This window comes from Pseudomonas ogarae (assembly GCF_014268695.2).
In the GTDB taxonomy this organism is placed as follows: Bacteria; Pseudomonadota; Gammaproteobacteria; order Pseudomonadales; family Pseudomonadaceae; genus Aquipseudomonas; species Aquipseudomonas kilonensis.
The window spans coordinates 1,367,140-1,392,002 of record NZ_CP077086.1; the positions used below are offsets into that span (position 1 = coordinate 1,367,140).

Here is a 24,863-nt window from a genome sequence, read left to right on the forward strand (position 1 = left end):
ATGCTCGGTTTGGGTTACCGCCTGCTCTTGCTCGGCAGTTTTTCAGCGTTGCCCTTGGCGTCGGCCAATGCCGAACAAGAGGCACCCAGCATCCTCACGCTCGACGAAACCACCGTCACCGCTCGCCGCCGCGAAGAAGATCCGCAAAACGTACCGATCCCGATCAACGTCCTCTACGGCGACCAACTGGACGAAGCCGGTCTGCATCGACTGCAAGACATCCAACAACGCGTGCCGGGCTTGATAGTGTCCGGCCACGACGCCCGCTACGCCGGCTTCGGTCTGCGTGGATTCGGCGCCACCGCCTACAACGAAGGCCTGGAAGGCAGCGTCGGCACCTACGTCGATGGTGTTTACCAGGCGCGCCAGGGCATGGCCTTCACCGAGTTGATGGACATCGAGCGCATCGAAGTTTTGCGCGGGCCCCAAGGCACCTTGTTCGGCAAAAACACCACCGCCGGCGCGCTGAACATCATCACCCGCCAGCCGACCTTCCAGCCCGAAGCCAACCTCGAAGCGAGCTACGGCGAGCGCGGTTTGCGGGAATACCGCGGGACGGTTTCCGGGCCGCTGCAAGACGACGAGCTCGCCGGCCGCCTCAACGTCTTCGACAGCGCCTCCGATGGCGCCGTGGAAAACCTGCACGACGGCAGCCGCCTCGGCGACGCCGACAGCCAAGGCCTGCGCGGACAACTACTGTGGACGCCGAACACCGACTTCAGCGCCCGCCTGATCGCCGACTACGCCGAGCAAAACGAAGCCGGCAACGTCCTGCTGGTCAATCATTACGGCGAGCAAACCCGCAAACGCGCCAAATTCCTCGGCTATCCACTGACCGAGCCCGCCCCCTACAAACGCGAGTCCCGCATCGACGCGCCGGGCCATCCGCAAACCCTGCAGAACGGCGTCTCACTGGAGTTGAACTGGGACCTCGACGAGGCGATGCGCTTCACCAGCATCACCGCCTACCGCGACTGGGACTACCGCGCCACCCGTGACAGTGACAGTACCGCGTTGTCGGTGATCCAATCCGAAACCGAACTGGGCCACCGGCAGTTCAGCCAGGAATGGCGCCTGTCCGGCACAGCCGGCTCGTCCGTCGATTATGTCGCCGGCCTCTACTACCTGCGCCAACAGCTCGACCGGCAGATCGACGCCGAATTCGGCAAGGACGCCGCGCCCTGGTTCGTCGGCGATCAACTGGAGCAACTGAAGAGCCTGGGCATCAATATCACCGATCCGAGCCAGGTGCCGGCCATGCTGCTGGACGGCGCCCGGCAACGTTACGACGGCGAGCAGAAGGGCGACAGCCGAGCGATTTTCGGTCAGCTCTCCTGGCGCCCGATTGACCCGCTGGAACTCACCGGCGGCCTGCGCTACAGCCAGGAGCGCAAGGACGGCTGGATCTCCCGCGATGTCAGCAACCTCGCCCCGCTGACCGGCTTGCCACCAGTGTTCCAGGCCGGTGGGCAATTGCTGCGCGACATTGCCCTCGGTGGTGCTTATTACCGCGAAGATTCGATTGAAGAAGACAACGTCTCCAGCCTCCTCAGCGCCAGCTACCGTTTCAGCGAGGCGGTGATGGGCTACGTCAGCTGGTCGCGGGGCTACAAGGCCGGCGGCATCAACTTCGACGTGGTCGGCCCGTTCACCGCACCGACCTTCGAGCCCGAGCGGGCCACCTCACTGGAACTGGGCATGAAAACGCGGTTCTGGGATGAGCGCGCATTGCTCGACCTCGCCGTCTACCAGACCGACGTCGACAACTACCAAGCGCTCACCTACAGCCCGCCCACTTCGCTGTTCGCACCACCGCTGCGGGACAATCTGATCAACGTCGGCAAAGTCCGCCTGCGCGGCATCGAACTCGATTCTGCCTGGCAACTTACCCCCAAACTCACCGGGCGCCTGGGCCTGGCCTGGAGCGATGCCCGCTACCGCAGCTTCCCCAACGCCCCGTGCCCACCGGCCTCGGGCCAATGGACCTGCGACCTCAGCGGCGAGCGCCTCTACAACGCGCCGGAATGGAACCTCAGCAGCGGCCTCGACCACACCCATCCGCTGCCCTACGGCTTGGAAGCCTTCAGCGGCATCGACTACAGCTTTCGCACCGGCTACTCCGGCACCCTCGAAGGCGGCGAAGGCAGCTATCAACCCAGCTACGGCCTCACCAATTTGCGCCTGGGCCTGCGCAGCCAGGACCGCGCCTGGGAAGTCGAAGGCTGGGTGCGCAACGTCTTCGACCGCAACTACATCACCGCCGTCTATTCACTGCTCGGCACCGGCGACTACGGCGTCATAACCGGCAGCGAACGCACCCTCGGCACCACCGTCAGACTTCGCTATTGACCGAAATAAACCGCGTCGGACAAAACGCCAAACGATTACCGCCAGCCTTCTTCGACAGATACATCGCCTGATCCGCCTTACTGATCAGCCCATCGATCTCATGCCCATGCTCAGGGTAAAACGCCACCCCGATACTCGCCGCGATCTCCACCGTTTGCGCACCAATCAAAATCGGCGCATTGGCCGCCGCCAGCATCCGCTTGAGCAACGGCTCGCAGTCCTCCACCGCCTGCAACCCCACCAGCCCCGCGACAAACTCATCGCCCCCCAACCGCGCCAAGGTATCGCCTTCACGCAACGTCGCATTGATCCGCGCCGCGACAATCTGCAACACCCGATCCCCCCAGTCATGGCCATAACTGTCGTTCAGCGCCTTGAACCCATCCAGATCAATAAACGCAATCGCCACCTTCTGCTGATAAATACGCGCCTTGCCCAACGCCTGACGCATCCGCTCGGCCAACAACAACCGATTGGGCAACTGCGTGAGCGCGTCATACCGCGCATCCCGCTCCAGCAACTGCAGACGCTGCTTCATTTGCGTCATGTCGCTGAACAGCGCCACGTAGTGCTGAACATTGCCGTGACGGTCATGCACGGCGCTGATGCTGATTCGCGACGTCATCTCCCGACCGTCCTTGTGGTTGCTTTGGATTTCACCGGACCAATGGCCGTGGAAATCCAGCGCGTTTTTCATGGGGGCGTAAAAGGCGGTGAGGCGACGCACCATGCGATGGGAGTTCAGCTCGCGGCCTTTTATCTCTTCTTGCCCGTAACCGGTGAGCCGCGTGAAGGCCTCGTTCACGGCGATGACCCGGCCGAAGGGGTCGACCAGGATGATGCCTTCGCGGGCGTGGCTGAACACCGTGGCGGCCAGTTCTGGGCAGACGGTGTTGAGGCGACGGTCCAGCGTGGCTTCGTCACGGGTGGCCGGCCATGTTTCGGAGTCGAAGCCTTGCTGGGCCAGGTAGCCGGCCAGGGACGACAGCGTTCGGTGCAGGCGGGTCAGGGCATTTGTGGCGAGCCTGGAGTTGAGGCAGTAGCTACGGATGAAGGTGCGTAGGTTCATGGGGGTACACGGTGCTCGGTTGCAGCGCTTGGGGTGAGTAAGCGGAGCATTATCGAGGTGCAGAACTGCCGAGGACTTTGCTGGAGCGGATGGGAGCTTTGCGGGAGGGGATGGATTGGAAAGATTTTCCCATGTGTCAGCCGGGGCTGTCAGACACTGGGCGGCTGCGGCTTGCAAGCCGACGTCGCCTTGCGCCTTTGCCTACAACTACGCCAGAATCCGCCGGCTTGTTCGCCTGGGGTTGCGTCGGTAGTTTGGGACCTGTCACTGCTCATCAGTGATCGGGTTTAGCAGCTCGTGGTGAAACAGGTTGTGCAAGGCGTCATCCAGTCAGGAATCCCCATCCTGCACTTGATGGTGGCTGTGCGCAGGGCGTCCCCGGACGCGCCGGTTTCTTGTTTCCCCGGTCTGCTAACCTGCGTACAGCTGCCTCCCATCGTTTAGCAGCGAGCGGGTGATGGCTCCAATTACAGGAAGCAAGACGATGGTAAAAGTGACTCCGAACCCTCCTGCGGCAGACGAACCCACATCCCGCGCCCAGTCCGCCCGCAACAAGAAAATCGACGACGCTGCCACGCGACCGTTGGATTACTACCTGAAACCCAAGCCTAAGAGCGAAACGTCTGATAAGTCGGACTCCATTTTTCGGATTGATCCGGGTGTGGATTCTGAGTGTTTGCTGGCGAATCTCAGTGAGAACCTGGCTTCGGCGAACGCGATGATCAGTGATTTGGCGTTTGATCTGGATGGCTCGCGGCGGCGCGTTGCGATGGGGATTTTGCAGGTGATTGAGGTGAGTGAGCTGTTGGCGAATCGGGCTTTGGATATTGTTGAGGTGAGGTAGTCGAGAGGTTCGCCCTCAGCGCCAGAGGGGTCTTGGCAACGAGACCTCTCTCGTTCATTGCCAAATAGCTGACCAGTCCAGGCCATTGCAGCTGTGCCCCGTTTTTACCATTTGCGAAAAGCGCACCCGCTAAGACAAAATCCCCGCCTTCCCAGACTCGATAAGGATGCGAGCATTGAAGTTTGAAAACGGTCAGTTTTCTGGCAGCCATGGAATTGTCTTCAGCGTATCGCGCTTCACCCTGTCAGCCGATGAGCGGGGTAGCCTCAGAACACTGCACTTTGGCGAAGCGAAAGCCGCCCACTACGAAGTGAGCAACCGGGTAGTGGAGCTTTACGACAAAATGCTCGCCAAGGATCTACCCTGCCAAATGATGGTCGGGATTTCAAAACCCTTGACCCGGCAACAGGGTGATTTACTCAACGCCCAACGAACGAGTATCGCCAACCTCACCAGCGGAGTTTTCGCCGCAGCGGCCGGCAAGTTCATTCCCGGAGCGGTCATCCCTGTGGGATGGGCAGTCCGCGAGTTCACGTTGGGCAAATTGCCGACCTATCACGCCGGTGATGTCATCGTGAGCTTCGATGCACAGGTAAGCGGTGGCATAGGTCCGCAACACTCCGGATCCTCCATGATCATCAAGGCGCAAGGCGGCTAAGACTATGAACGAATATGGCCTGTACGCTTTGGCATACGCAGTGTTCCTGCTGTTGTTCTTCTATATGAAATCCTACGGCCTCAGGAAATGGCTAGGCATTGCTTTGGTTGTCATGGGATTTGCGAGTATTTTGATGCTGCCGTCTTTCATCTCCGGTTTTGATCTGGGGATCGCCTCAACCAGTGCTATTGGTATCGGAGCGGCACTGTTTTTTAGCCGGGCCCGATATGTGGCGTGAATTTGCGTTCCTTTTTTATTGAGCACTCGCTCCGTGGCTACCAGCTGTCTCGATAATCGAAGGAGACCTGATAGACGTAGGTGGGCCAATCAATTGAATGTTGAAAGTGAGGTTGGAGGGTTGTTACCCATTCTTGTGGGACATTAAAGCCTCCGTTATTTATGTTGTTTTTGATTGGAATCCCTAGGGCTTCAATGACAGAGCCGTCGTCACCCAAGTCTTCGGAGTACTCCTCGCCCTCGTAGGATTCGGTTTGCTTGTTATACCATTCAAGTCTTAGTTTTAGTCCCATTTGGCTCGTTCAGCTTTTTGATCTGGTTTTTGTTGAGGGTTAGTAGGCGCGAGTCCCGATGAAATATTCCAGTCCGGCAGGGAGTTTTATATCGAGAGTTTTTTCTATTTTTTTGAATTGCTCTTCTGTTATCTGAAACTCTCCTGGTTCAACAGCGTTGAATGGTTTTGCTTCAGTTATCTGGGCGAGGGCTTCGTTTTGCTCGGCGTTTTTAATGCAGGTCTTGAACTGCAGTGAATCGTCTTTCTTGTCGTCTGGATAGAAGCCTGTTATTGAGAGGTAACGCATGGTATTCCTCGTTTTGATGGTTTTTAATGAGTTAATTGCTGCTGCTTAAAAAAAGCAGCAGATTTCGTGGTAGCTCTATTGAACATGCTTTTTCCAGCGCTGCAATTTGAGATGTGTTCAATGCGTAATCATAAAAATAGCTTTCTTCTTTGGTCCAGTTCATTATTTTTGCTAGAGCCTGAGAGCCAATGCAGAGCGAGTTTTCGTATGAGGCAAGGTCGTCGCCGTCTATTACGCCCATTATTTTATGCTTCATGGTTCTATCAGCCTCGTTGGGGACGCTGGTTTGGGCGCCCATAACAGTGGCGGATTTGCGTCGGCTTTATTCAAGGCAAACGATTTGAATGATGCGGTTATCGCCATGAATTGTTGTGTGAGTCCACTCTTCTATCGTCTTTATCTGCTCTGGTAACAGATCATAGACAAAACAAAAATCTTCAGGCTCTTTCCAGTCCATAAGTGTGGCCAGCCGGTCCATGTAGGCGATTGGGACTTCTACGGTCTTTATCAACTCTTCAGTAGTCATGTCAAAAATTTCAACGACGGGCTTCATTTCTCTACTTTCCTTGTCGGAGGTTGGGTCTAGTTTGCTTGCCAGCTATCGGGTTTTTCGTGATATTGGCCTTGTGTGTGGCACTAGTTTTTACCAATTGGTTCTGTACCGAAATGCAATTTGATAGTCGAATATTTCTGGTTCGATTGGGTGGTCAAAGAAGGGCTGGAGGATTGGTATCCATTCGGCGCGTACATCAAAGCCGCCGTCATATATTTCTGGTTCGCTTTCCAGATCCATCGCCGAGATTACCGATACATCATCTCCCATGTCGTTCGAATATTCTTTGCCTTCACCCAATTCGGTTTTTTTGTCGTACCAATCAAGTCTTAATTTTAGTCCCATTCGGGCTTTCTCCCGGTTTCTGTTGGGGGCTAGTCGGCGCAAGTTCCGATGTAATACTCCAGCCCGTCAGGAAATTTTAGATCTAGAACTTTTTCTATTTTGCTGAGCTGTTCCTCTGTTATCTCCAACTCTCCGGGTTCAATTTTGTTGAAGGGTTTAGCTTCAGTTATTTGCGCCAGCGCTTCTTTTTGTTTGGCGTTCTCTATATAAATCTCAAACTGTAATGAATCGTCCTTTTTGTCATCTGGGTAGAAACCTGTTATGGAGAAGCAAGGCATGGTATTCCCTCTTTTATTGTCGTGGGGTTGTTCTGCCGGGTTTGGCAGGTTTTGTTTGGCGACCTGTTAAGTGGTCGTATTCGCCCAAATGGCTTCCTAGCTTGTCGTACTTTTCTACGGCATTACTTTTGGAGTCCCATTCATAAATACGACCCTTCCGATCGACCCAACGTTTTCTTTTTTTGCCCCCGCCTTGTACGGAGGACTTTGATTTTACCTTGACGGCATCGGGGAAGGCCGGTAGCAGTTTTGGAGCTTCGTAGTACTTATGATCCCCCGGAACACTCAAAACCACATAAACCGGCCGAACCCCCGAATCCGCCGGAAACACCAGAATGAAATCCTTGTACTCCGGCGGATAGATCGGGTCGACGATGATGCTGTCGGCCATCGGCGTCGGCGGGTAGATCCAAATAGGCGGTGCCTGGGGCGCAGCTTCCAGGGCGGGGATGCCGAGGGTGTCGGCCGGATTGGTAGCCGGGGTCCAGATCAGTTCGATGCCATCACCCAGGTCGACGATGAACTGATCGGCTCGCGGTGTGAACTGGACAACGTCGACCATTTCCCAGTCGCGATTCTGGCCGGTGTAAAAGCCGTAGCCCTTGAGGCTGCCGTCGGCCTGCTGCTCGACGCTCAGGCGCATGCGGCTGCGGGCCTGCTTGAGATCGCGTAGCTGGTCTTCGCTATAAAGCGCGCTGTCACCCAGATTGGACGGCCAGAGCAGGGCGACGATGCCGGTCAGCAGGGCAGCGCCGACGGTGCCGCCGGCAACTGCAGCCGAGGAAGTCGCCGAACCACCCAGCGCGAGCCTGCCCAAGGTAACGGGAACCGTACCCGAGCCGATCCGCTTGAGGGGGATCGTGCCGGATGGATCGGCGCTGCGACCACCGAGCCACATGAGTTCGCCGTACTGCTTGACCAGATCTGCCGGGACGTAGCCGTTGAGGTTGTTGTAATCGATGATGCCATTGGGGAGCTTGCAGCTCTTGGCAAACACGCTTCCGGTCACGCTGAATACGGGCTTTTTATCCACCGTGGCCCAGCGCTCTCGTTCATAGGCTGCCTGCCGGGCAAGCATGGCTTCGTAAGCCAGCTGCCGGGCTTCGCGCTCGGCCAGTTCGCTGGCGGTCATGTCCCGATAGGTGACGTGATGCCCATCGCCGCCGGGCGGGTTTCGGACCTGGGGGATGTCTTTTTTGCGTGTCGCCACGTAGTGAATCTCGTCCGCTAAATGCAGCGCAGACGCTAACGCGGGAAGAGAGGGGCGCGATGTAGGAGGATTCTTGAAGTGGTCGTTCCGGTTTCCTCAAAACAGGTAGGGCTGGCTATGTGGGGCCGGAACAATGTGAAGTGTCAGCTGGGGCTGTCAGTCAGTGGGCAACCGCAACTCGCGAGCCGACGTCGCCTTGCGCCATTGCCTACAACTACGCCAGAATCCGCCGGCTTGTTCGCCTTGGATTGCGTCGGTAGTTTGGGACCTGTCACTGCTCATCAGTGATCGGGTTTAGTCGCCCGTCGTTGCTAAGTCGCTCAAGCGTCCATCAGTCAGGTATCCCCATCCCTGCACTCGATGGTGGCTGTGCGCAGGGCGCCTCCGGGCGCGCCGATATCTTAGCTCGTCGGTCGACTAACCTGCGTACAGCTGCCTCCCAATCGTTTAGTCGCGAGCGGGGAGTAGCCTCAACCAAAGAGAGCTAAGGCTATGGTCAAAATTACACCGAATCCTCCAGTAACAGACGAACCCACATCTCGTGCCCAGTCTGCCCGTAACAAAAAGCTCGACGACGCGGCCACCCGCGCGTTGGATTACTACCTGAAACCCAAGCCTAAGGGCGAGACGTCTGACAAGTCCGACTCCATTTTGCGGATTGATCCGAGTGTGGACTCTGAGTGTTTGCTTGCGAACCTCAGTGAGAACCTGGCTTCGGCGAATGCCATGATCAATGATCTGGCATTCGACCTTGATGGCTCGCGGCGGCGTGTTGCGTTGGGGATTTTGCAGGTGATTGAGGTGAGTGAGCTGTTGGCGAATCGCGCTTTAGACATTGTTGAGGTGAGGTAAGTTACACAGCTAAATCAATTGTTAATGCGAAATAAAAGGCCTTGCTTAGTAAGGTCTTTTATTTTTTCAAGTGAAGTGTCTGAATGCGCGTCATAGCTGTGAGCGCATGTCGTATTGCTTCTCAGGGCTGATGGTGATTGTTTGTCTATAATGCAATGCTCGATTGATATCCCGAGGTACTAAATCTAGTATCAAATATTTGTATTTTAAGAGGAATGGCTTAAAAAAAGGGCATTCCGCCTGTTAAGTTATCTTGGCTGGAAATTGACGGAGATGGGGCTATGCTGTTTAGATACTACTGAAGGATGAGTAATATGGCCTCTCAAAAAAAACGTATTCGAACTGTAGGTTCTATATCGGGCGAGTTAATTAAGAAATCTCGAGAGGCAGCGTTGGCGTCGGTACAGATATTCAATAATCCAGCGCTGATGTTTAAATCTGAGATATTTATCGTGCTGATGATGATCTCATGGACATATTTGCTGCATGCTTATTATCGAAAAAAACAAGTAGAGTATCGCTATTACAAGATGGTAGGTGCTAGAAGGAGGTTTGATAAAACAGCTAAAGGTGCTATGAAACATTGGGAGCTGGAGCGTTGTCTCAATGATGAAAATTCACCTGTACCTGAAAATGCTGCAAAAAACCTGAGATTTTTAATTGGGCTCAGACATGAAATTGAGCATCAAATGACGACGAGGATTGATCAATTTTTGAGTGCGCGCTTTCAAGCTTGTTGTCTTAACTACAATGATCTTATAAAAAAAATATTTGGTGCTGAGTGCGGGATAGATAAGCATTTGTCATTCAGTTTGCAGTTTTCATCCCTTAACAAAGATCAGGTTGATATGCTTTCTAAAACGGAGGGGTTGCCTGAACATATAAGAGCTTACATAACTGACTTTGATATGAGCTTAAGTGATGAGGAGTTTAATGATCCCCGGTTTTCTTATCGGGTGTTTTTTATTCCTAAGACGGCTAATCGAAAAGGTCAAGCTGATCAGGTTATTGAGTTTATTAAGTCTGACTCGGAGCTTGCTAAAGGCATAAATGCACAATATACCGTAATTAAAGAAACCGAACGCCCCAAGTGCCTTCCTTCGGAAATTGTGAAGAAGGTTGCAGGGGCTGGTTATACAAAATTTACTATTACAAACCACACCGTTCTTTGGAAGGAACTAGATGCTAAAAGGCCAAGCCTAGGCTTTGGAACTCAAGTCGCAAATACTTGGTATTGGTATGAAGCATGGCTTGAATATGTCGTCGGGCATTGTGCCCAGCAAGGTGAGAAGTATCGATAAAATCATGGTTATCGATACTTGGTATGTGTAGTAGGAAAGGAATCAACATATTGCTGTGGTTAAAAAATCAGATTTAAGAGCTACTTAAAAGAAATTATTTTTCTTACTTCTTCGATCATTAGTTCTGATAAGCCCATCCTCTCAAGCTTCAATTGTTTAAGCCACCTTCTTGCGGCGCTGACGTCCATATGTTTACTAACAGATTTTTCCGTAAGTCTTTTTGCGGATACTCGTGAAAGTCCCATTGACATTAAACTTATCATCGTTCGGTCTGATGCGCCTACCTCTAGAAATAGTGTAAGAGGAACCGCGGAATCGAGCATTGAACTCATGTTTCGACTTTCTAAAGCGTACTTGAGGAGAGAAAGAAAACAGCCAAAAAGTCTAACTAATTTGAAGCGTATTTCTTTTTCTATTGTGGATAGTGTCTCGCGTATTAGCGCTCTTGTATCCTTGTCCGGTTGGCGATCAATTTGGTTTTGTATTATCTGAGGTAAGGAGATTCCCTTCATCCACTTTATAGCAATTGCTGCCTGAAATCGACTTAGGCGCTCAGACGTGTCATAACCGTTAATATGTTTGTGGCAAATCATTAAAATATTTACATAGTTGTTAAAGCTATTGCTGTTTTTTGGATGTCCAGGAATAAGAGTATTTACGGCCAAAGGATGCTGGTCTAGAATTTCTAGGATGGCATTGTATAAGGCTTGCTGTTTGTGTCCTGATATATTCGGGTTGTTTAATAACACAGAGTCTGGAAGCGAAATTATGGAGTCCGCATATTCTAATGCAAAGGTTAGAGCGTTAAGAGCGTCTGTCTTGTTTTCTCCATTAAGTCGTTCGATTGTAAGTGGTAGAGCCCCCTTTCTGTAATCAGATAGAAGTCTAACAAAAACACTTTCGATGTCATGGCTGTCATGGGGTTGAATATATGGGCGATTCGATATGGCATCGATTAGATTTGTAATATTTTCGAATACCCCAGACTCCATTGCTGGTATGATATTTTCATCCTTCGGTTCGTCGAGTGGCTGTTTTTGCCAGTGAGCGTACTCAATTAAAAAAATGTTTCCTTGGAATTCACGTAAAAGCCTTCCTGCTCTTCCTGCCAAATTCCAAAAATCGGTTCCGTTAAGGGGGCGGTTGTTGCCCTTTTCAGGTTTGGAAAGAAAAATGTTTTTTGCTGGAAGGTTTACACCTTGTAGCAGTGTGCTCGTGCACACTAAGTAATCTATATCGCCTTTAGAAATGGCCTCTTCAATGGCTCTTCGAAGCACAGCCGGAACTTCGCCGTAATGGAAAGCAACGCCTTTCTTCAAACATTCAGCCATCTCGTAAGCGCTATGAACAGATTCATTTGCTAGCTCTGCTAGTGCGGCCCTAGCTGATGTGATTTTAGTACGGCCGAGCGCTTTACGCAGCTTAATAGCAATTCGCTCAGCTTCATCTGCACCATTAGCATAAATTATATTAATCGATCCTTTACCTAATCTAGTCGATATCTGGACCAACTGGTCCGTGCGGAAGGTTAGATCTTGTGGAGAATTTACAGTTGCTATAAAATTTGTATTTTTACTAGTTTCCTCTATGGTGCTTATATGGAACTGGTTAGTGTTGTTTTCATCAATTTCAACTAAGATAAAATTTTGTGTGACTGTTGGTTCTAAAGAGGATAACTGCACAATATCTGTGGCGCCGAACAAGCGCCCAAATACGTCCAAATTTCTAATTAAGGGGCTGGCAAATAAAAGCTGTGCAGAGGGATTTCTTTGTAAAAGATCGTCTGTTACGCTTTGGAGTAAAACACCTCTTGAACCGTCAGAAATAGAATGAGCTTCGTCGATTATAATGGTGTCAGCTTTTATGCGTTTGTGTGAGATTAGTAGTATTTGTACCCGTTCTTGAGTCATTACAAAAATTGTTTTTTCGGGAATGGTCTCCTCAGAGTCTGTTGGAATGGTTATGATTTCCGGCCGGGCCTTCTCTTCAATATTTAAAAATTGCTTACTGAGATCCTCTGCAACTTGGGTTATTAGCGCCCTAGTAGGGACTATATATATTACGAGGGGGCTTTTTTCGGTGAATAGCGATAATAGAAAGCTCTGCAGTACAAAGGATTTTCCAGCGGAGGTAGGGGCCGCTACCGCGACACGACCTCCAGTCGATAATATATGCCAAAGAGAATGTTGAAACTTAGTAAGATGATAGGTCTTTGCCCCGACGTTTAATTTTCGGTGCTCTAAGGCATGAGCTTCTTCAGAGGCTAGGCTAATGGGAAAAAATTTTGCGGCTTCGGAAACCTGATTTCTAGTTAATGTCGATGGAAAGTTGTCTAGTCTAGTTAGAACTACACGTAGTGCTTGTTCAAGAGGCAAGTGTTTTGAGCCAAAAAGATCATATGCTGAGGTGGCTACTCTAAAAGCGGATCTACGGTGAATTGGATTATCTGAACATGCCAAAATTGCCGCAGCTTGAAATGCCTTTTTCACATCTTGGATTTCAATATAATCAGTAATCCCAAGCTTTATATCATTTCTTAACCATTCAATTTCAATTTTTTTGGCTACTATGTGAAAGTTTTGGTTCTGCCAGACTTTATCAATGAGTTCTTGCATGTTTAGTCATTCCATCCGATTTTTTTTTGAAAGAGGTTGCGAAGCTCTTGCACTGAAGGAACCGGAAAGAAGAAGAACTCAATTTCCTTATGCTCTAAGTTTCTTTTTTGTAATGTGTTTGTGAGCGTCACGCTAATTTCTTCAAGTTTCTTTTCGGCTAGCAGTCTAAAAGTGTCCTCAGGGTCATCTTCTTGTGCTATTTGAGAGAACTTCTCAAAGTCAAAGCCAATGAGGCATGTAATTATATCTTGTCGCTCATTATAATTTTCATCAAATGGATCTAAGTAGCTTAAAATTGCATTGCGTGCATTTTCTTCCATGTTGCTGAAATCAATGTATCGTTTCACCAATTCGATTTCGTGGTCCAGTGACGTGCTAGATAATGATTTTTCAATTGATTTTACTGCCGAGTTTATTGCGTCACCGATATCGCTATATAGTTTTGATTCCCCCCAATACAGGAGTAGTTTTGATTGGGTCGAACAGTACCGAACATGCACGCCATCCGATCCATGAATAGGCATTTCCGGATTGGTCTTTAACGACATTTTTGCCAGCAATTGTGGTGCCGCTAAAAGCCATTCGGTCAAAATATAAAGTAATAACTCTCCAGCCTCACCATTTCTATTTGTGAGTCTATGAGCACGCTTAAAGAGACCTACGGCTTGTTGTTCTAGTCTTGAAGTTTTAATCATGAACTCATCTACAGAGACAATTCCGTACTGATCACGTACTCTTTGAACATCTGAGCGCGGAAGGCAAAACGGAACGATAAATTGGTAGATGCTATCGACCAGTTCAGATACGGTGGCGTTACCCTGTCGTAATGCAGGAAAATGCAACCTCAAGGTTACTTTTTTTAAGTCGCACTTGGGCGTATATGTAAGAGTTCGAATTCTTGGCGATAAAATGGAATAATCACGCTGAAAGGCTGCTAATGCCTCTTCGAGCCTTTTTTGCTGGGAGGGAACATCCGAGTATGGATTCATTCTATTCGGTCCATCGACGCTGGAGATACTGAAATTTTATCTCGTAAAGGATCTATGAAATGGCAGTATTCAAATGCACCGCACCTCTGCCGCTGGTTGGAAAATTCGCATCTCAGTAATACCCACTTTAGGTAGTACGCTTCAAAAATACTCTCTAGGAGGGTTCTATCAAGAATGGTGGCGAATTGCAATAGGTTGGCGTCGTTGTAGGCGCTTCTCTATTCTATTTATTGAGAGTTGAGTGAGCAAGACGCGATAGTCATCGTTAATACTATTGGAGCGTATGCTGTTGAGGCGCAACGGAGAGGAGTCTTGATAGACAGAAGGGGGGCGATTTTTTATCAATTTTTGAAAGCTATTTAATACCTTTTGTCTTGTGGCTTGCTCGCGTTTCTGTGCGAAGGTACGGTAATATTCTCTTAAGTAATAATCTTATTTTTTTTGTTGGCGGTAGTCATGGGAGACAAATGGAGGCAAGAGGCACTGTACTTTATTCAAATGAAGTCCCGCTCCACTTTTTTTTAAGTTGAGTTCGTCCGTCTTGGTGGAAAATGTAAAGTATAATACCAGTGGGGCTGTTTGGCTTGAGCGGTGGAAAGTAGAACGATGACTTTACGCTGGGTTGATGTTAAGTAGAGAGGTTGTGAGAAGTTTTAAATATAGCCTCTCAAGGAAAGAAGGTAGAAAAAGGGGGGGGTAAAATTTAGAGTGTATCATCATTTGTTTTTTGTTCGGTGGCTTGAGGTGGTTGAATTGTAAAGGTACAGGCAGCGATGTCATTAGGTTGGCGGCAATAGATTATTTAAAATAGTTGCGTGAGGCCTATTCGCCATCGTCCTGGGAGTTGAGATAGTTTGCAATTACGTCCCCATGGCAAGCAGCTGGCTTGCAATGGCATCCGAGTGTCTTACCTCTGAGCTTTTCAATATTCACGTCAAACTGTTCAGGTAATTTGAGAAAACGCCTTTCAAAATCATAAGCGAATTTGGCGATTACCTCATCGCGTGTACCCTCTTTTCCCATCTGGTAGGGGTTGCCCCAAAGAGTTCCCCTGCCGATGTAAATGTCATAGCTATCGCCTAAGTCCTTATTTGAAACTTTCGTAATTTTGAGATTTATTTTTCGTATTGGTATTTTTCTATCCATTAATTGATTGAATAGTGTGAAGAAGCAGTTTCTTTCTTCATCTTGAAAGAGAATTGCGTGCGTGACATTATTCATGGCTTCGCTGTCGGAGCCAAAAGGCGTAGCATGTAAACCCTTTGTCGTTGAATAATTAACTATAAAATCGTTCTCGTCGCGCACATAAATCAGCTCAACTTTTTCAAGAGAGCTGATGATTTTGTCGACTTTCCTTTCAAATTTTGAGTATGAAAGAAAGTCGTTAGGGTAGGCGATTAAAATTCTTGCCTTGCTGCTCATATTAGATCTTTGACAACTGTATCAGATTGATTCCATGCTTCTTTGAGATAGTTTGCGACCAGGCGTCTATGGCACTGGTGCGGAAGGTGTTCGCTGCAAAGCAGGCATCCTTCATCAATGGTATCTGGCTTTACATGCTTTTCTATATTTCGTTTTGCCATGAGATTGAGAAACTTATCCTCATATTGCTGCCAAGAAATTTCCTTTTTTTGATATGGCGACAAAATTTCTTTTGTGGGAGCCAGCTCAGGTAAATGTACATAATCAACGTCGCATAGTTCTTTAAGGAAATATTTCAGGTCATCTCTTTTTGCGAATCCGGAGAGCTGAGAAATATTGTTTAGTCGAACGTCAACTATCCGCTTAGTGCCAGATAATTTTACAAGAGAGAAGAAGCGCTCCGCTTTTTTCTCGGTGAAACCTATTGTGAATATCTTCATCCATCCCCCTAAAATACTGCGGCAACCAATTTGTAGGCGTCTCCGTTGTAAGGTTCACCTAAGCTGATGGTGAAATAGCTTACATTAGCCGGGTATTCGCCATTTTGCTGGGCTTTGTAGTGTTGCTCTGTCTCTGGATCTGTCACGGTGAGAGCGTACTGAGTGCGGTTATAGGTGAATTTTGCACGGACAACACGTTTCGGATTACCAAACTGGGCACCCTCTGCACTAACCTGGAAAGAGACGTTCTGCGGCTGTATGAGGTACAGGCTTTGACGAGGTTCGGTCAGATACTCCACAGACACTCTATCGTTTGTGCCTGAAAAGCTATGGTTGCCGTTCTCCCACAGGGTAGCCGGAGCATCTACAAATCCTGCGAGGTCATTGACAACCATTTGATCCGCTTTCGCCCAATAAATAGTGTCGTCAATGATGTGGTTCTCTCGCTGAAACCCTGCTGGGGCTGCGTTTGTGAAGGTAATGTCTATGACGTCCAGTTTTTGTGCTGTGCTCCCGTCCAAGTATTTACGGTCTAGGTCGGTGATCTCATGTGTTGCAGACGTGCCGATGGGACGCAACCAAGCCCCAGTATTGTCTCCAGTTGTTACCTTGCCAGCCACACAACGACCATTGAGTTTACGAGAGTTTGCCAAACAGATGATCCGATGTTGATAAGGCATTTTGCGTTTTCCTTCCATGGTGGCGATGTGCCTTTTCGCATCCTCTCCTTTGGCCGTGGTGGAGGCAAGTCCTACTTTGGTTGGTGCTTCTGAAAGGGGGGGCGAAAAGTCACAGAATCTTGATCGGCGTCAAGAAAAGGAGGATTTATTTACAAATCGATCCAAGGCTGACCTTGGCAAAATCGAAGTCGCATTCCGTGGAAAAACGGTCCAGGGAAAGGGGTAGATCTATTTATGCTCCTGTCCTGCTCACAGAACATCACGCAAATAGTCCCTGAGCATGATAGTCGGAGCATAAAGCCCCTCCATCGTCCGCGTACCGCCAAAGTCCTCCGCTAACCGCCCCAATTCCCGTCCCAACACCGTATCCCTCCCACCAACCGCCCCCAACGCCAAATCCAAGCATCGACCGATTTCGCCATGAATCCCAGCCACATCGCCCCGCCGTATCAACAACTCAAAAACCTCACGGTCGCAACTGCCCATCAACGGATCATCCCGCAGAATCGGGCTGTGGCCCTCCGTCTCATAAGCCAGCTTGAGCGAGTAAAGAGCGACCGTTTCCAGCAGCAATTCCATGGGGTGAAATCCTTTGTGACTGGGTGGGTAGGGTGGGTTATGTCTTGGATTTGGCAGCTCGGGGTATTGGTGAGGGTGGTGACTGCTTTGTGAGCGCTTCGCGCTCAAGCGGGAGCAAGCTCCCTCGCCACAGGTTCTTCTCCTGCCACAGGTTTTTCCCTGCTACAGGTTCTTCTCTACCACCGGGGTGCTTCCTTGTTCCCAGGTTCTTCCTTACCACAGGTTCTTCCTCTCCATGGGGTTGGCTGTGGGGGGCCGCTTCGCGGCCCAGCGGGGATAAATCCCCTCGCCACAAAGGGGGAGTAAATCCCATCACCACACAGGGGGGCGGGGATAAATCCCCCTCACCACAAAAGCGCGTGGGGGATTGGCTGGGATCTGCATTAGCCGCGGCAAACCACTTTTCTACAGACGAAAAAAAAGACCTTGAATTTCAAGGTCTTTCTTTAAGATGGTGCCCCGAGGGAGACTCGAACTCCCACTCCTTTCGAAAACGGATTTTGAATCCGCCGCGTCTACCAATTCCGCCATCAGGGCTCAATGGCGGCGAAGTATAGAGAGGTGCCTACCGTTGGTCAATCACGTTTCATGGTGAATTTTTGATATTTCCGCTAGACTTTCCGGCCCTGCTAGACGAACCCCATCATGCGTGTTGCTGACTTTACCTTCGAACTCCCGGATTCGCTGATCGCTCGCCACCCTCTGGCCGAGCGTCGCGCCAGTCGACTGTTGACCCTGGACGGGGTCAGCGGTGCCATGGCTCACCGTCAATTCACTGATTTGCTTGAGCATTTGCGCCCGGGCGATTTGATGGTGTTCAACAATACCCGGGTGATTCCGGCGCGGTTGTTTGGCCAGAAAGCCTCCGGCGGCAAGCTGGAGATTCTGGTGGAGCGGGTGCTGGACACTCACCGCGTGCTGGCCCATGTGCGGTCGAGCAAGTCGCCCAAGCCCGGTTCGTCGATCTTGATCGACGGCGGCGGTGAGGCGCGGATGGTGGCGCGGCATGATGCGTTGTTCGAGCTGGCGTTTGCCGAAGAGGTGTTGCCGCTGCTCGACCGTGTCGGGCACATGCCGTTGCCTCCTTATATAGACCGCCCGGACGAAGGTTCGGACCGCGAGCGTTATCAGACCGTGTACGCCGAGCGCCTGGGGGCGGTGGCGGCGCCGACGGCGGGGCTGCATTTTGATCAGCCGTTGCTGGAGTCGATTGCCGCCAAGGGCGTGGAGACCGCGTTCGTGACGCTGCACGTCGGTGCTGGCACGTTCCAGCCGGTGCGCGTCGAGCGTATCGAAGATCACCACATGCACAACGAATGGCTGGAAGTCAGCCAGGAAGTCGTCGATGCCGTGGCGGCCTGTCGCGCGCGCGGCGGGCGGGTGGTGGCGGTGGGGACCACCAGCGTGCGCTCCCTGGAAAGCGCCGCGCGCGATGGCGTGCTCAAGCCGTTCAGTGGCGACACCGATATCTTTATCTACCCGGGCCGGCCGTTTCATGTGGTCGATGCCCTGGTCACCAACTTTCATTTGCCTGAATCCACGCTGTTGATGCTGGTTTCGGCGTTCGCCGGTTATCCCGAAGCCATGGCCGCCTACAAGGCCGCCGTCGAGCATGGATACCGCTTTTTCAGCTACGGTGATGCGATGTTCATCACCCGTAACCCCGCGCCACGCGGACCCGAGGAAACAGTATGAGTCGCACCTGTCGCATGTCCTTCGAGTTGCTCGCCACCGATGGCAAGGCTCGTCGCGGTCGTCTGACCTTCCCCCGCGGTACCGTGGAAACCCCCGCGTTCATGCCGGTGGGCACCTACGGCACGGTCAAGGGCATGCTGCCGCGTGACATCGAGGCGATTGGCGCGGAAATCATCCTCGGTAATACCTTCCACCTGTGGCTGCGCCCGGGCATGGAAGTGATCAAGGCCCACGGCGACCTGCACGATTTCATGCAGTGGAAAGGCCCGATCCTGACCGACTCCGGCGGCTTCCAGGTGTTCAGCCTCGGTGCGATGCGCAAGATCAAGGAGGAGGGCGTGACCTTCGCTTCTCCGGTGGACGGTTCCAAGGTGTTCATGGGGCCGGAAGAGTCGATGCAGGTGCAGCGCGACCTGGGCTCGGACATCGTGATGATCTTCGACGAATGCACGCCGTACCCGGCCGATGAAGATGTGGCGCGGGTGTCCATGGAGCTGTCGTTGCGCTGGGCCCAGCGCTCGAAGAACGCCCATGGCGACAACACCGCGGCGCTGTTCGGCATCGTCCAGGGCGGCATGCACCGCGACCTGCGCATGCGCTCCCTCGAGGGCCTGGACAAGATCGGCTTCGACGGCCTGGCGATTGGCGGCCTGTCGGTGGGCGAGCCCAAGCACGAAATGATCAAGGTGCTCGATTACCTGCCGGGCGAGATGCCCGCTGACAAACCTCGTTACCTTATGGGCGTTGGCAAACCGGAAGATCTGGTTGAGGGTGTGCGCCGCGGTGTGGACATGTTCGATTGCGTGATGCCAACCCGTAATGCCCGCAATGGGCATCTGTTCATCGACACTGGTGTGCTGAAGATCCGTAACGCGTTTCATCGCCATGATAATTCGCCGCTGGATCCGACTTGCGATTGCTACACCTGCCAGAACTTCTCCCGCGCTTATCTGCATCATTTGGACAAGTGCGGCGAAATGCTCGGCAGTATGCTCAATACCATCCACAATTTGCGCCATTATCAGGTGCTTATGGCTGGTTTGCGCGAGGCTATCCAACAAGGTACATTGGCCGCCTTTGTCGAGGCCTTCTATGCCAAGCGCGGGTTGCCTGTTCCGCCCTTGGACTGAGTTTTCCGATCCCTAGATTCAATACTTGCAACTGGAGTGCTAAATGAGCTTTTTTATCTCTAATGCCATGGCTGACGCGGCTGCACCGGCTGCCGGCCCTATGGGCGGTGGTTTCGAGTGGATTTTCCTGGTCGGCTTCCTGGTCATTTTCTACCTGATGATCTGGCGTCCACAGGCCAAGCGCGCCAAAGAGCAGAAGAACCTGCTCAGCAGCCTGCAAAAGGGCGATGAAGTGGTCACCACCGGCGGCATCGCTGGCAAGATCACCAAAGTGGCCGATGACTTCGTGGTACTGGAAGTGTCCGACACTGTTGAAATGAAGTTCCAGAAGGGCGCCATCGCGGCCACGCTGCCAAAAGGCACGCTGAAAGCGATCTAAGTAACAACTTCTTTTCAATCGACGGGGCGCGCAAGGCGCCCCGCGTCATAAGCGGGCGGCGTGATGCTGAACAAATACCCTCTGTGGAAATATGTACTGATCCTGGCGGTGCTGGCGGTCGGTCTGATTTATTCCGCTCCCAATCTATACCCGGATGACCCGGCCATTCAGGTCAGTGGCGCAAGCACTGCGCTGCAGGTCACCCAGGCCGATCTGGACCGTGCGAGCGCTGCGCTCAAGGCGTCCAATATCGAGGTCAAGGCTGCGTCCATCGCCGAAAACGGCAAGGGCGGCCTGTTGCGCCTGGTCAAGTCTGAAGACCAACTGCCAGCCAAGGACGTGGTCCGCAAGGCGTTGGGCGACGATTACGTTGTGGCCCTGAACCTGGCCCAGACCACCCCGCAATGGCTGCGCAACCTCGGCGCGCATCCGATGAAGCTGGGTCTGGACTTGTCCGGTGGTGTGCACTTCCTGCTGGAAGTGGACATGGACAAAGCCCTCGACGCGCGGATGAAAGTCTACGAAGGCGACGTCAAGAGCCTGTTGCGCAAGGACCGCGTGCGTTATCGCAGCCTTCCGCCACTCGACGGTGCCATTCAGCTGGGCTTCAGCGATGAAGATACCCGCGAGCAGGCCCGTGCGCTGATCCGCAAGAATTTCAACGATTTCGACATTGTACCGGCCGACCTCAATGGTCAGGCGGTGCTGCGTCTGGCGATGACCCCGGCCAAGCTGGCGGAAATCCGCGAATACTCCATCAAGCAGAACTTGACCACGGTGCGTAACCGCGTCAACGAGCTGGGTGTGGCCGAGCCGATCGTGCAGCGCCAGGGCGCCAACCGCATCGTGGTTGAGCTGCCAGGTGTGCAGGACACTGCCGAAGCCAAGCGTATCCTCGGCAAGACCGCCAACCTGGAATTCCGCCTGGCCGCTGAGCCGGGTGCTTCCAAGGCCACTTCCGAGAGCTTCGAGTTCCGCGAGGGCGGTCGTCCGGCGGCGCAGATCGAGCGTGGCCTGATCATCACCGGTGACCAGGTGACCGACGCCCAGGCGGGCTTCGACGAGCAGGGTCGTCCACAGGTGAACATTCGCCTGGACGGCCACGGCGGCGAACTGATGAGCCGCGCCACGCGCAGCAACGTCGGTCGCAGCATGGCGGTGATCTTCATCGAGCAGAAACCGACCACCACCTACACCAAGCAAGTGGTCAACGGCGTCGAGAAAGACGTGCCGGTGCAGACCTTCAAGGAAGAGAAGAAAATCATCAGCCTGGCGACCATCCAGTCGCCACTGGGCAGCCAGTTCCGCATCACCGGCCTGAACGGCCAGGGTGAATCCTCGGAACTGGCCCTGCTGCTGCGTGCCGGTGGCCTGGCCGCGCCGATGTACTTCGCGGAAGAGCGCACCATTGGCCCGAGCCTGGGTGCCGACAACATCACCAAGGGTGTCGATGCATCCCTGTGGGGCATGCTGTTCGTGTCGCTGTTCATCATCGCCATCTACCGCTTCTTCGGCCTCATCGCCACCGTTGCGCTGGCGGTGAACATGGTGCTGCTGCTGGCACTGATGTCGCTGCTGGGGGCCACGCTGACCCTGCCGGGTATCGCCGGTATCGTCTTGACCATGGGCATGGCGGTGGACGCCAACGTGCTGATCTTCTCGCGGATACGTGAAGAGATCGCCGCGGGCATGTCGATCCAGCGGGCAATCAACGAAGGCTTCGGCCGGGCGTTCACTGCGATTATCGACTCCAACCTGACCACGTTGCTGGTCGGCGGGATTCTCTTTGCCATGGGCACCGGCCCGGTCAAGGGCTTCGCAGTGACCATGTCCCTCGGGATCTTTACCTCGATGTTCACAGCCATTCTGGTGACCCGCGCAATGGTCAACCTGATTTATGGTGGCCGTGACTTCAAGAAGTTGTGGATTTAAGGGGCTGCCATGTTACGTACAATCAACTTCATGGGCGTTCGCAACATTGCGTTCGGCGTCACATTGTTTCTCACGGTCCTGGCGTTGTTCAGCTGGGCCACCAAGGGTCTGAACTACGGCCTGGACTTCACCGGCGGTACGCTCATCGAGCTGACCTACGAGCGTCCGGCCGACGTCACCAAGGTGCGTGAGCAACTGGCGACCTCGGGCTACAGCGACGCCATCGTGCAGAGCTTTGGCGCAACGACTGACCTGTTGGTGCGTATGCCCGGTGAAGACCCGCAATTGGGTCACCAGGTAGCCGAAGCCTTGCAGAAGGCCGGCGGCGACAACCCGGCCCAGGTCAAGCGCGTCGAGTTCGTCGGCCCGCAAGTGGGTGAAGAGCTGCGCGACCAGGGCGGCCTCGGCATGCTGTTGGCGCTGGGTGGCGTGATGCTCTACCTGGCCTTCCGCTTCCAGTGGAAGTTCGCGGTGGGCGCCATTGTCTCGCTGATCCACGACGTGATCGTGACCGTGGGCATCCTGTCGTTCTTCCAGATCACCTTCGACTTGACGGTGCTGGCGGCGGTGCTGGCGATCATCGGTTACTCGCTCAACGACACCATCGTGGTGTTCGACCGGGTGCGTGAAAACTTCCGAGTGCTGCGCAAGGCGTCCTTGATCGAGAACATCAACATCTCGACCACCCAGACCCTGTTGCGGACCATGGCGACGTCGATCTCCACCTTGCTGGCGATTGCCGCGCTGCTGTTCTTCGGCGGCGACAACCTGTTCGGTTTCTCCATTGCGCTGTTCATTGGTGTGATGGCGGGTACTTACTCGTCGATCTACATCGCCAACGTGGTGTTGATCTGGCTGAACCTGAGCACCGAGGACCTGATTCCTCCTGCGACCACTGACACGGAAGTGGACGACCGCCCGTAAGGCTTCGGTTCCACCCGTCACAGCTGAAAAGGCGCGAGTTGAACTCGCGCCTTTTTTTGTGCTCCAAGGCTGGGAGAAGCGCGGATTAATCCGCTTGTGATGGTCAGGAGGTTCAAGTGAACAAATCGATGCTGGTTGGTGCGGTATTGGGTGCTGTCGGTGTAACAGCCGGTGGTGCGGTCGCCACCTACAGCTTGGTAAAAAGTGGCCCTGAGTATGCGCAAGTATTGGCCGTGGAGCCGGTCAAGACCCAAATCAAGACCCCGCGTGAAGTGTGCAAGGACGTCACCGTGACTCGGCAGAAGCCAGTCCAGGACCAGCACCAGATCGCCGGTACCGTGCTGGGTGCCGTAGCTGGTGGCCTGCTGGGTAACCAGATCGGCGGCGGCACCGGCAAGAAAATCGCCACCGTGGCGGGTGCGGCCGGTGGTGGTTATGCCGGTAACAAGATTCAGGAAGGCATGCAGGAACGCGACACCTACACCACCACCCAAACTCGCTGCAACACGGTCAATGACATCAGCGACAAGGTTGTAGGCTACGACGTTCGCTACATGCTCGACGGCAAAGAAGGCAAAGTCCGCATGGACCGCGACCCGGGCAACCAGATCCCGGTGAGCAAGGAAGGCCAACTGATCCTGGGCCAGAACGAACCGGCCCAGTAATCCAACCGCTATGAAAGAAGCACCCTTCGGGGTGCTTTTTTATGCTCGTATTTTATGCCCCATCCCTGCTCCCACAGGCTTTGCTCTTGAAAACTTGCAGATAATTGGAGGCATGTCGAAATCCGGGCATAAAAAAAGCACCCCGAAGGGTGCTTTTTCTGTAGCCGAGCTGCTTAGCGCTTCAGCGAAGCCGGCAGGTGTGGCTGGATGGCGGTGAGCACAGCCTTGAAGCATTTGGTGTTGCCGGCAACGATGTGGCCTTTTTCAAGGAAGTCGTGGCCGCCGGTGAAGTCGCTCACCAAACCGCCGGCTTCCTGGATCAGCAGGGCGCCTGCAGCCATGTCCCATTCGGACAGGCCCGATTCCCAGAACGCATCGAAACGGCCAGCGGCCACATAAGCCAGGTCCAGGCTCGCAGCACCGGCGCGGCGGATGCCGGCGGTCTGGCCGACCAGGGCGCGGAACATGCCCAGGTAATTGTCCAGGTTGTCCATCTGGTCGTCACGGAACGGGAAGCCGGTGCCCAGCAGGGCGCCGTCCAGGCTGGTGCGGCCGCTGACGCGCAGGCGACGACCGTTCAGTTGGGCGCCACGGCCACGGCTGGCGGTGAATTCTTCCTGGCGAACCGGGTCCAGCACGACGGCGTGTTCCAGGCGACCACGGTATTTGCAGGCGATGCTGACAGCGAAGTGAGGAATGCCGCGCAGGAAGTTGGTAGTGCCGTCCAGCGGATCGATGATCCACAGGTACTCTTCACCTTCGATGCCAGTACCGGCGTGCATGCCAGTCTCTTCACCGAGGATCGAGTGGTTGGGGTAAGCCTTGCGCAGGGCGTCGACGATTTTTTGCTCGGCGGCGCGATCAACCTCGGACACGTAGTCCTTGGCGTCTTTTTCATCGACCTTGATGGTATCCAGGCGCTCGATGGAGCGGAAGATCAGTTCACTGGCGCTGCGGGCGGCGCGCAGCGCGATATTCAGCATGGGCTGCATGGATGTGTCACCTAAGGTTGTTAAAGAAAGCCGCGCATTCTATCAGAAAGTTTTCTCAGGAGAAGGTTGGTGTTCGCTTTCATAGCTTAACGGTAGGTGCTTATGTAAGATTTGCTCCCTTTATCGTGTTCGAGAGCGCCTCCC

27 protein-coding genes and 1 tRNA gene are annotated in these 24,863 nt (G+C 53.2%); 12 read left to right on the top strand and 16 right to left on the bottom strand.

The window, feature by feature from the left end; translation table 11 throughout:
- On the top strand, window positions 1-2,349 hold the full coding sequence (locus tag HU749_RS05810; protein WP_186650071.1) for a TonB-dependent receptor: 2,349 nt from the start codon (window positions 1-3) through the stop codon (window positions 2,347-2,349).
- On the opposite strand, the gene HU749_RS05815 is transcribed toward HU749_RS05810, so the two are convergent.
- The gene (locus HU749_RS05815; protein ID WP_186650068.1) at window positions 2,333-3,418 is read right to left on the bottom strand and encodes a sensor domain-containing diguanylate cyclase; all 1,086 of its coding nucleotides are present in this window, start codon (window positions 3,416-3,418) and stop codon (window positions 2,333-2,335) included. The genes HU749_RS05810 and HU749_RS05815 overlap by 17 nt on opposite strands.
- 484 nt (window positions 3,419-3,902) lie before the next feature.
- Between HU749_RS05815 and HU749_RS05820 the strand changes: the two genes are divergently transcribed.
- From HU749_RS05820 to HU749_RS05830, 3 genes are all read left to right on the top strand, one after another.
- Window positions 3,903-4,262 carry a DUF6124 family protein gene (locus tag HU749_RS05820; protein ID WP_186650065.1) on the top strand — a complete coding sequence of 120 codons (360 nt, stop codon included), beginning with the start codon at window positions 3,903-3,905 and terminating at the stop codon, window positions 4,260-4,262.
- Between the two features lie 175 nt (window positions 4,263-4,437).
- Entirely contained in the window at window positions 4,438-4,920 is a 483-nt protein-coding gene (locus HU749_RS05825) for a hypothetical protein (protein WP_186650061.1), read from the top strand.
- 4 nt (window positions 4,921-4,924) lie between these two features.
- Window positions 4,925-5,158, top strand: a complete 234-nt coding sequence (locus HU749_RS05830; RefSeq protein ID WP_186650059.1) for a hypothetical protein — start codon at window positions 4,925-4,927, stop codon at window positions 5,156-5,158.
- Window positions 5,159-5,195: 37 nt separating this feature from the next.
- Here the strand turns inward: HU749_RS05830 and HU749_RS05835 are convergent, their stop codons facing one another.
- The 7 genes from HU749_RS05835 to HU749_RS05865 form a co-directional block, all read right to left on the bottom strand.
- Entirely contained in the window at window positions 5,196-5,450 is a 255-nt protein-coding gene (locus HU749_RS05835) for a colicin E3-like toxin immunity protein (protein ID WP_186650057.1), read from the bottom strand.
- Window positions 5,451-5,489: 39 nt separating this feature from the next.
- Window positions 5,490-5,738 (bottom strand): pyocin S6 family toxin immunity protein, encoded by a 249-nt coding sequence (locus tag HU749_RS05840; RefSeq protein WP_186650056.1) that lies wholly within the window; start codon window positions 5,736-5,738, stop codon window positions 5,490-5,492.
- Window positions 5,739-5,769: 31 nt separating this feature from the next.
- The gene (locus HU749_RS05845) at window positions 5,770-5,994 is read right to left on the bottom strand and encodes a hypothetical protein (RefSeq protein WP_186650054.1); all 225 of its coding nucleotides are present in this window, start codon (window positions 5,992-5,994) and stop codon (window positions 5,770-5,772) included.
- A gap of 66 nt (window positions 5,995-6,060) precedes the next feature.
- The gene (locus HU749_RS05850) at window positions 6,061-6,291 is read right to left on the bottom strand and encodes a DUF7683 domain-containing protein (RefSeq protein ID WP_186650051.1); all 231 of its coding nucleotides are present in this window, start codon (window positions 6,289-6,291) and stop codon (window positions 6,061-6,063) included.
- A 90-nt stretch (window positions 6,292-6,381) separates the two neighbouring features.
- Window positions 6,382-6,636, bottom strand: a complete 255-nt coding sequence (locus HU749_RS05855) for a colicin E3-like toxin immunity protein (RefSeq protein ID WP_186650049.1) — start codon at window positions 6,634-6,636, stop codon at window positions 6,382-6,384.
- A 29-nt stretch (window positions 6,637-6,665) separates the two neighbouring features.
- Complete coding sequence (locus HU749_RS05860; protein ID WP_186650046.1) at window positions 6,666-6,914, bottom strand: pyocin S6 family toxin immunity protein; 249 nt, start codon at window positions 6,912-6,914, stop codon at window positions 6,666-6,668.
- A gap of 13 nt (window positions 6,915-6,927) precedes the next feature.
- Window positions 6,928-8,124, bottom strand: coding sequence for an S-type pyocin domain-containing protein (locus HU749_RS05865; RefSeq protein WP_186650044.1), 1,197 nt, complete (start codon window positions 8,122-8,124; stop codon window positions 6,928-6,930).
- Window positions 8,125-8,616: 492 nt separating this feature from the next.
- On the opposite strand from HU749_RS05865, the gene HU749_RS05870 reads away from it, so the two are divergent.
- Both HU749_RS05870 and HU749_RS05875 read left to right on the top strand, forming a co-directional pair.
- Complete coding sequence (locus tag HU749_RS05870; RefSeq protein ID WP_041475740.1) at window positions 8,617-8,976, top strand: DUF6124 family protein; 360 nt, start codon at window positions 8,617-8,619, stop codon at window positions 8,974-8,976.
- A 314-nt stretch (window positions 8,977-9,290) separates the two neighbouring features.
- Entirely contained in the window at window positions 9,291-10,277 is a 987-nt protein-coding gene (locus HU749_RS05875; RefSeq protein WP_225919136.1) for a DUF3644 domain-containing protein, read from the top strand.
- A gap of 80 nt (window positions 10,278-10,357) precedes the next feature.
- Here the strand turns inward: HU749_RS05875 and HU749_RS05880 are convergent, their stop codons facing one another.
- The 7 genes from HU749_RS05880 to HU749_RS05910 all read right to left on the bottom strand — a co-directional run bounded on the left by HU749_RS05880 (window position 10,358) and on the right by HU749_RS05910 (window position 17,539).
- Window positions 10,358-12,892 carry a DEAD/DEAH box helicase gene (locus tag HU749_RS05880; RefSeq protein WP_186650040.1) on the bottom strand — a complete coding sequence of 845 codons (2,535 nt, stop codon included), beginning with the start codon at window positions 12,890-12,892 and terminating at the stop codon, window positions 10,358-10,360.
- 2 nt (window positions 12,893-12,894) lie between these two features.
- On the bottom strand, window positions 12,895-13,881 hold the full coding sequence (locus tag HU749_RS05885) for a HamA C-terminal domain-containing protein (protein WP_186650037.1): 987 nt from the start codon (window positions 13,879-13,881) through the stop codon (window positions 12,895-12,897).
- A gap of 822 nt (window positions 13,882-14,703) precedes the next feature.
- Complete coding sequence (locus HU749_RS05890; RefSeq protein ID WP_186650035.1) at window positions 14,704-15,303, bottom strand: DUF4326 domain-containing protein; 600 nt, start codon at window positions 15,301-15,303, stop codon at window positions 14,704-14,706.
- A complete protein-coding gene (locus HU749_RS05895) occupies window positions 15,300-15,743 on the bottom strand; it encodes a DUF488 domain-containing protein (protein WP_186650033.1) in 444 nt (147 codons plus the stop codon). Before HU749_RS05895 ends, HU749_RS05890 begins: the two co-directional genes overlap by 4 nt.
- Before the next feature lie 8 nt (window positions 15,744-15,751).
- Window positions 15,752-16,423 carry a dual OB domain-containing protein gene (locus HU749_RS05900; RefSeq protein WP_186650030.1) on the bottom strand — a complete coding sequence of 224 codons (672 nt, stop codon included), beginning with the start codon at window positions 16,421-16,423 and terminating at the stop codon, window positions 15,752-15,754.
- Between the two features lie 249 nt (window positions 16,424-16,672).
- Window positions 16,673-17,002, bottom strand: coding sequence for a hypothetical protein (locus HU749_RS05905; RefSeq protein WP_186650027.1), 330 nt, complete (start codon window positions 17,000-17,002; stop codon window positions 16,673-16,675).
- 452 nt (window positions 17,003-17,454) lie between these two features.
- Window positions 17,455-17,539: transfer RNA gene (locus HU749_RS05910), tRNA-Leu, on the bottom strand.
- Window positions 17,540-17,647: 108 nt separating this feature from the next.
- Between HU749_RS05910 and queA the strand changes: the two genes are divergently transcribed.
- The 6 genes from queA (at window position 17,648) to HU749_RS05940 (ending at window position 23,727) form a co-directional block, all read left to right on the top strand.
- Entirely contained in the window at window positions 17,648-18,697 is a 1,050-nt protein-coding gene (gene queA / locus HU749_RS05915; protein ID WP_186650024.1) for a tRNA preQ1(34) S-adenosylmethionine ribosyltransferase-isomerase QueA, read from the top strand.
- Between the two features lie 14 nt (window positions 18,698-18,711).
- The gene (gene tgt, locus HU749_RS05920; RefSeq protein WP_161796642.1) at window positions 18,712-19,827 is read left to right on the top strand and encodes a tRNA guanosine(34) transglycosylase Tgt; all 1,116 of its coding nucleotides are present in this window, start codon (window positions 18,712-18,714) and stop codon (window positions 19,825-19,827) included.
- 43 nt (window positions 19,828-19,870) lie between these two features.
- A complete protein-coding gene (gene yajC / locus HU749_RS05925; RefSeq protein ID WP_007982729.1) occupies window positions 19,871-20,206 on the top strand; it encodes a preprotein translocase subunit YajC in 336 nt (111 codons plus the stop codon).
- 63 nt (window positions 20,207-20,269) lie between these two features.
- Window positions 20,270-22,138, top strand: a complete 1,869-nt coding sequence (gene secD / locus HU749_RS05930; RefSeq protein ID WP_046063907.1) for a protein translocase subunit SecD — start codon at window positions 20,270-20,272, stop codon at window positions 22,136-22,138.
- Window positions 22,139-22,147: 9 nt separating this feature from the next.
- Window positions 22,148-23,062, top strand: coding sequence for a protein translocase subunit SecF (secF, locus tag HU749_RS05935; protein ID WP_095974616.1), 915 nt, complete (start codon window positions 22,148-22,150; stop codon window positions 23,060-23,062).
- 116 nt (window positions 23,063-23,178) lie between these two features.
- Window positions 23,179-23,727 (top strand): glycine zipper 2TM domain-containing protein, encoded by a 549-nt coding sequence (locus tag HU749_RS05940; protein WP_014336691.1) that lies wholly within the window; start codon window positions 23,179-23,181, stop codon window positions 23,725-23,727.
- Window positions 23,728-23,900: 173 nt separating this feature from the next.
- On the opposite strand, the gene suhB is transcribed toward HU749_RS05940, so the two are convergent.
- Complete coding sequence (gene suhB / locus HU749_RS05945; protein WP_003185165.1) at window positions 23,901-24,719, bottom strand: type III secretion system regulator SuhB; 819 nt, start codon at window positions 24,717-24,719, stop codon at window positions 23,901-23,903.
- Between the last annotated feature and the right edge of the window lie 144 nt (window positions 24,720-24,863).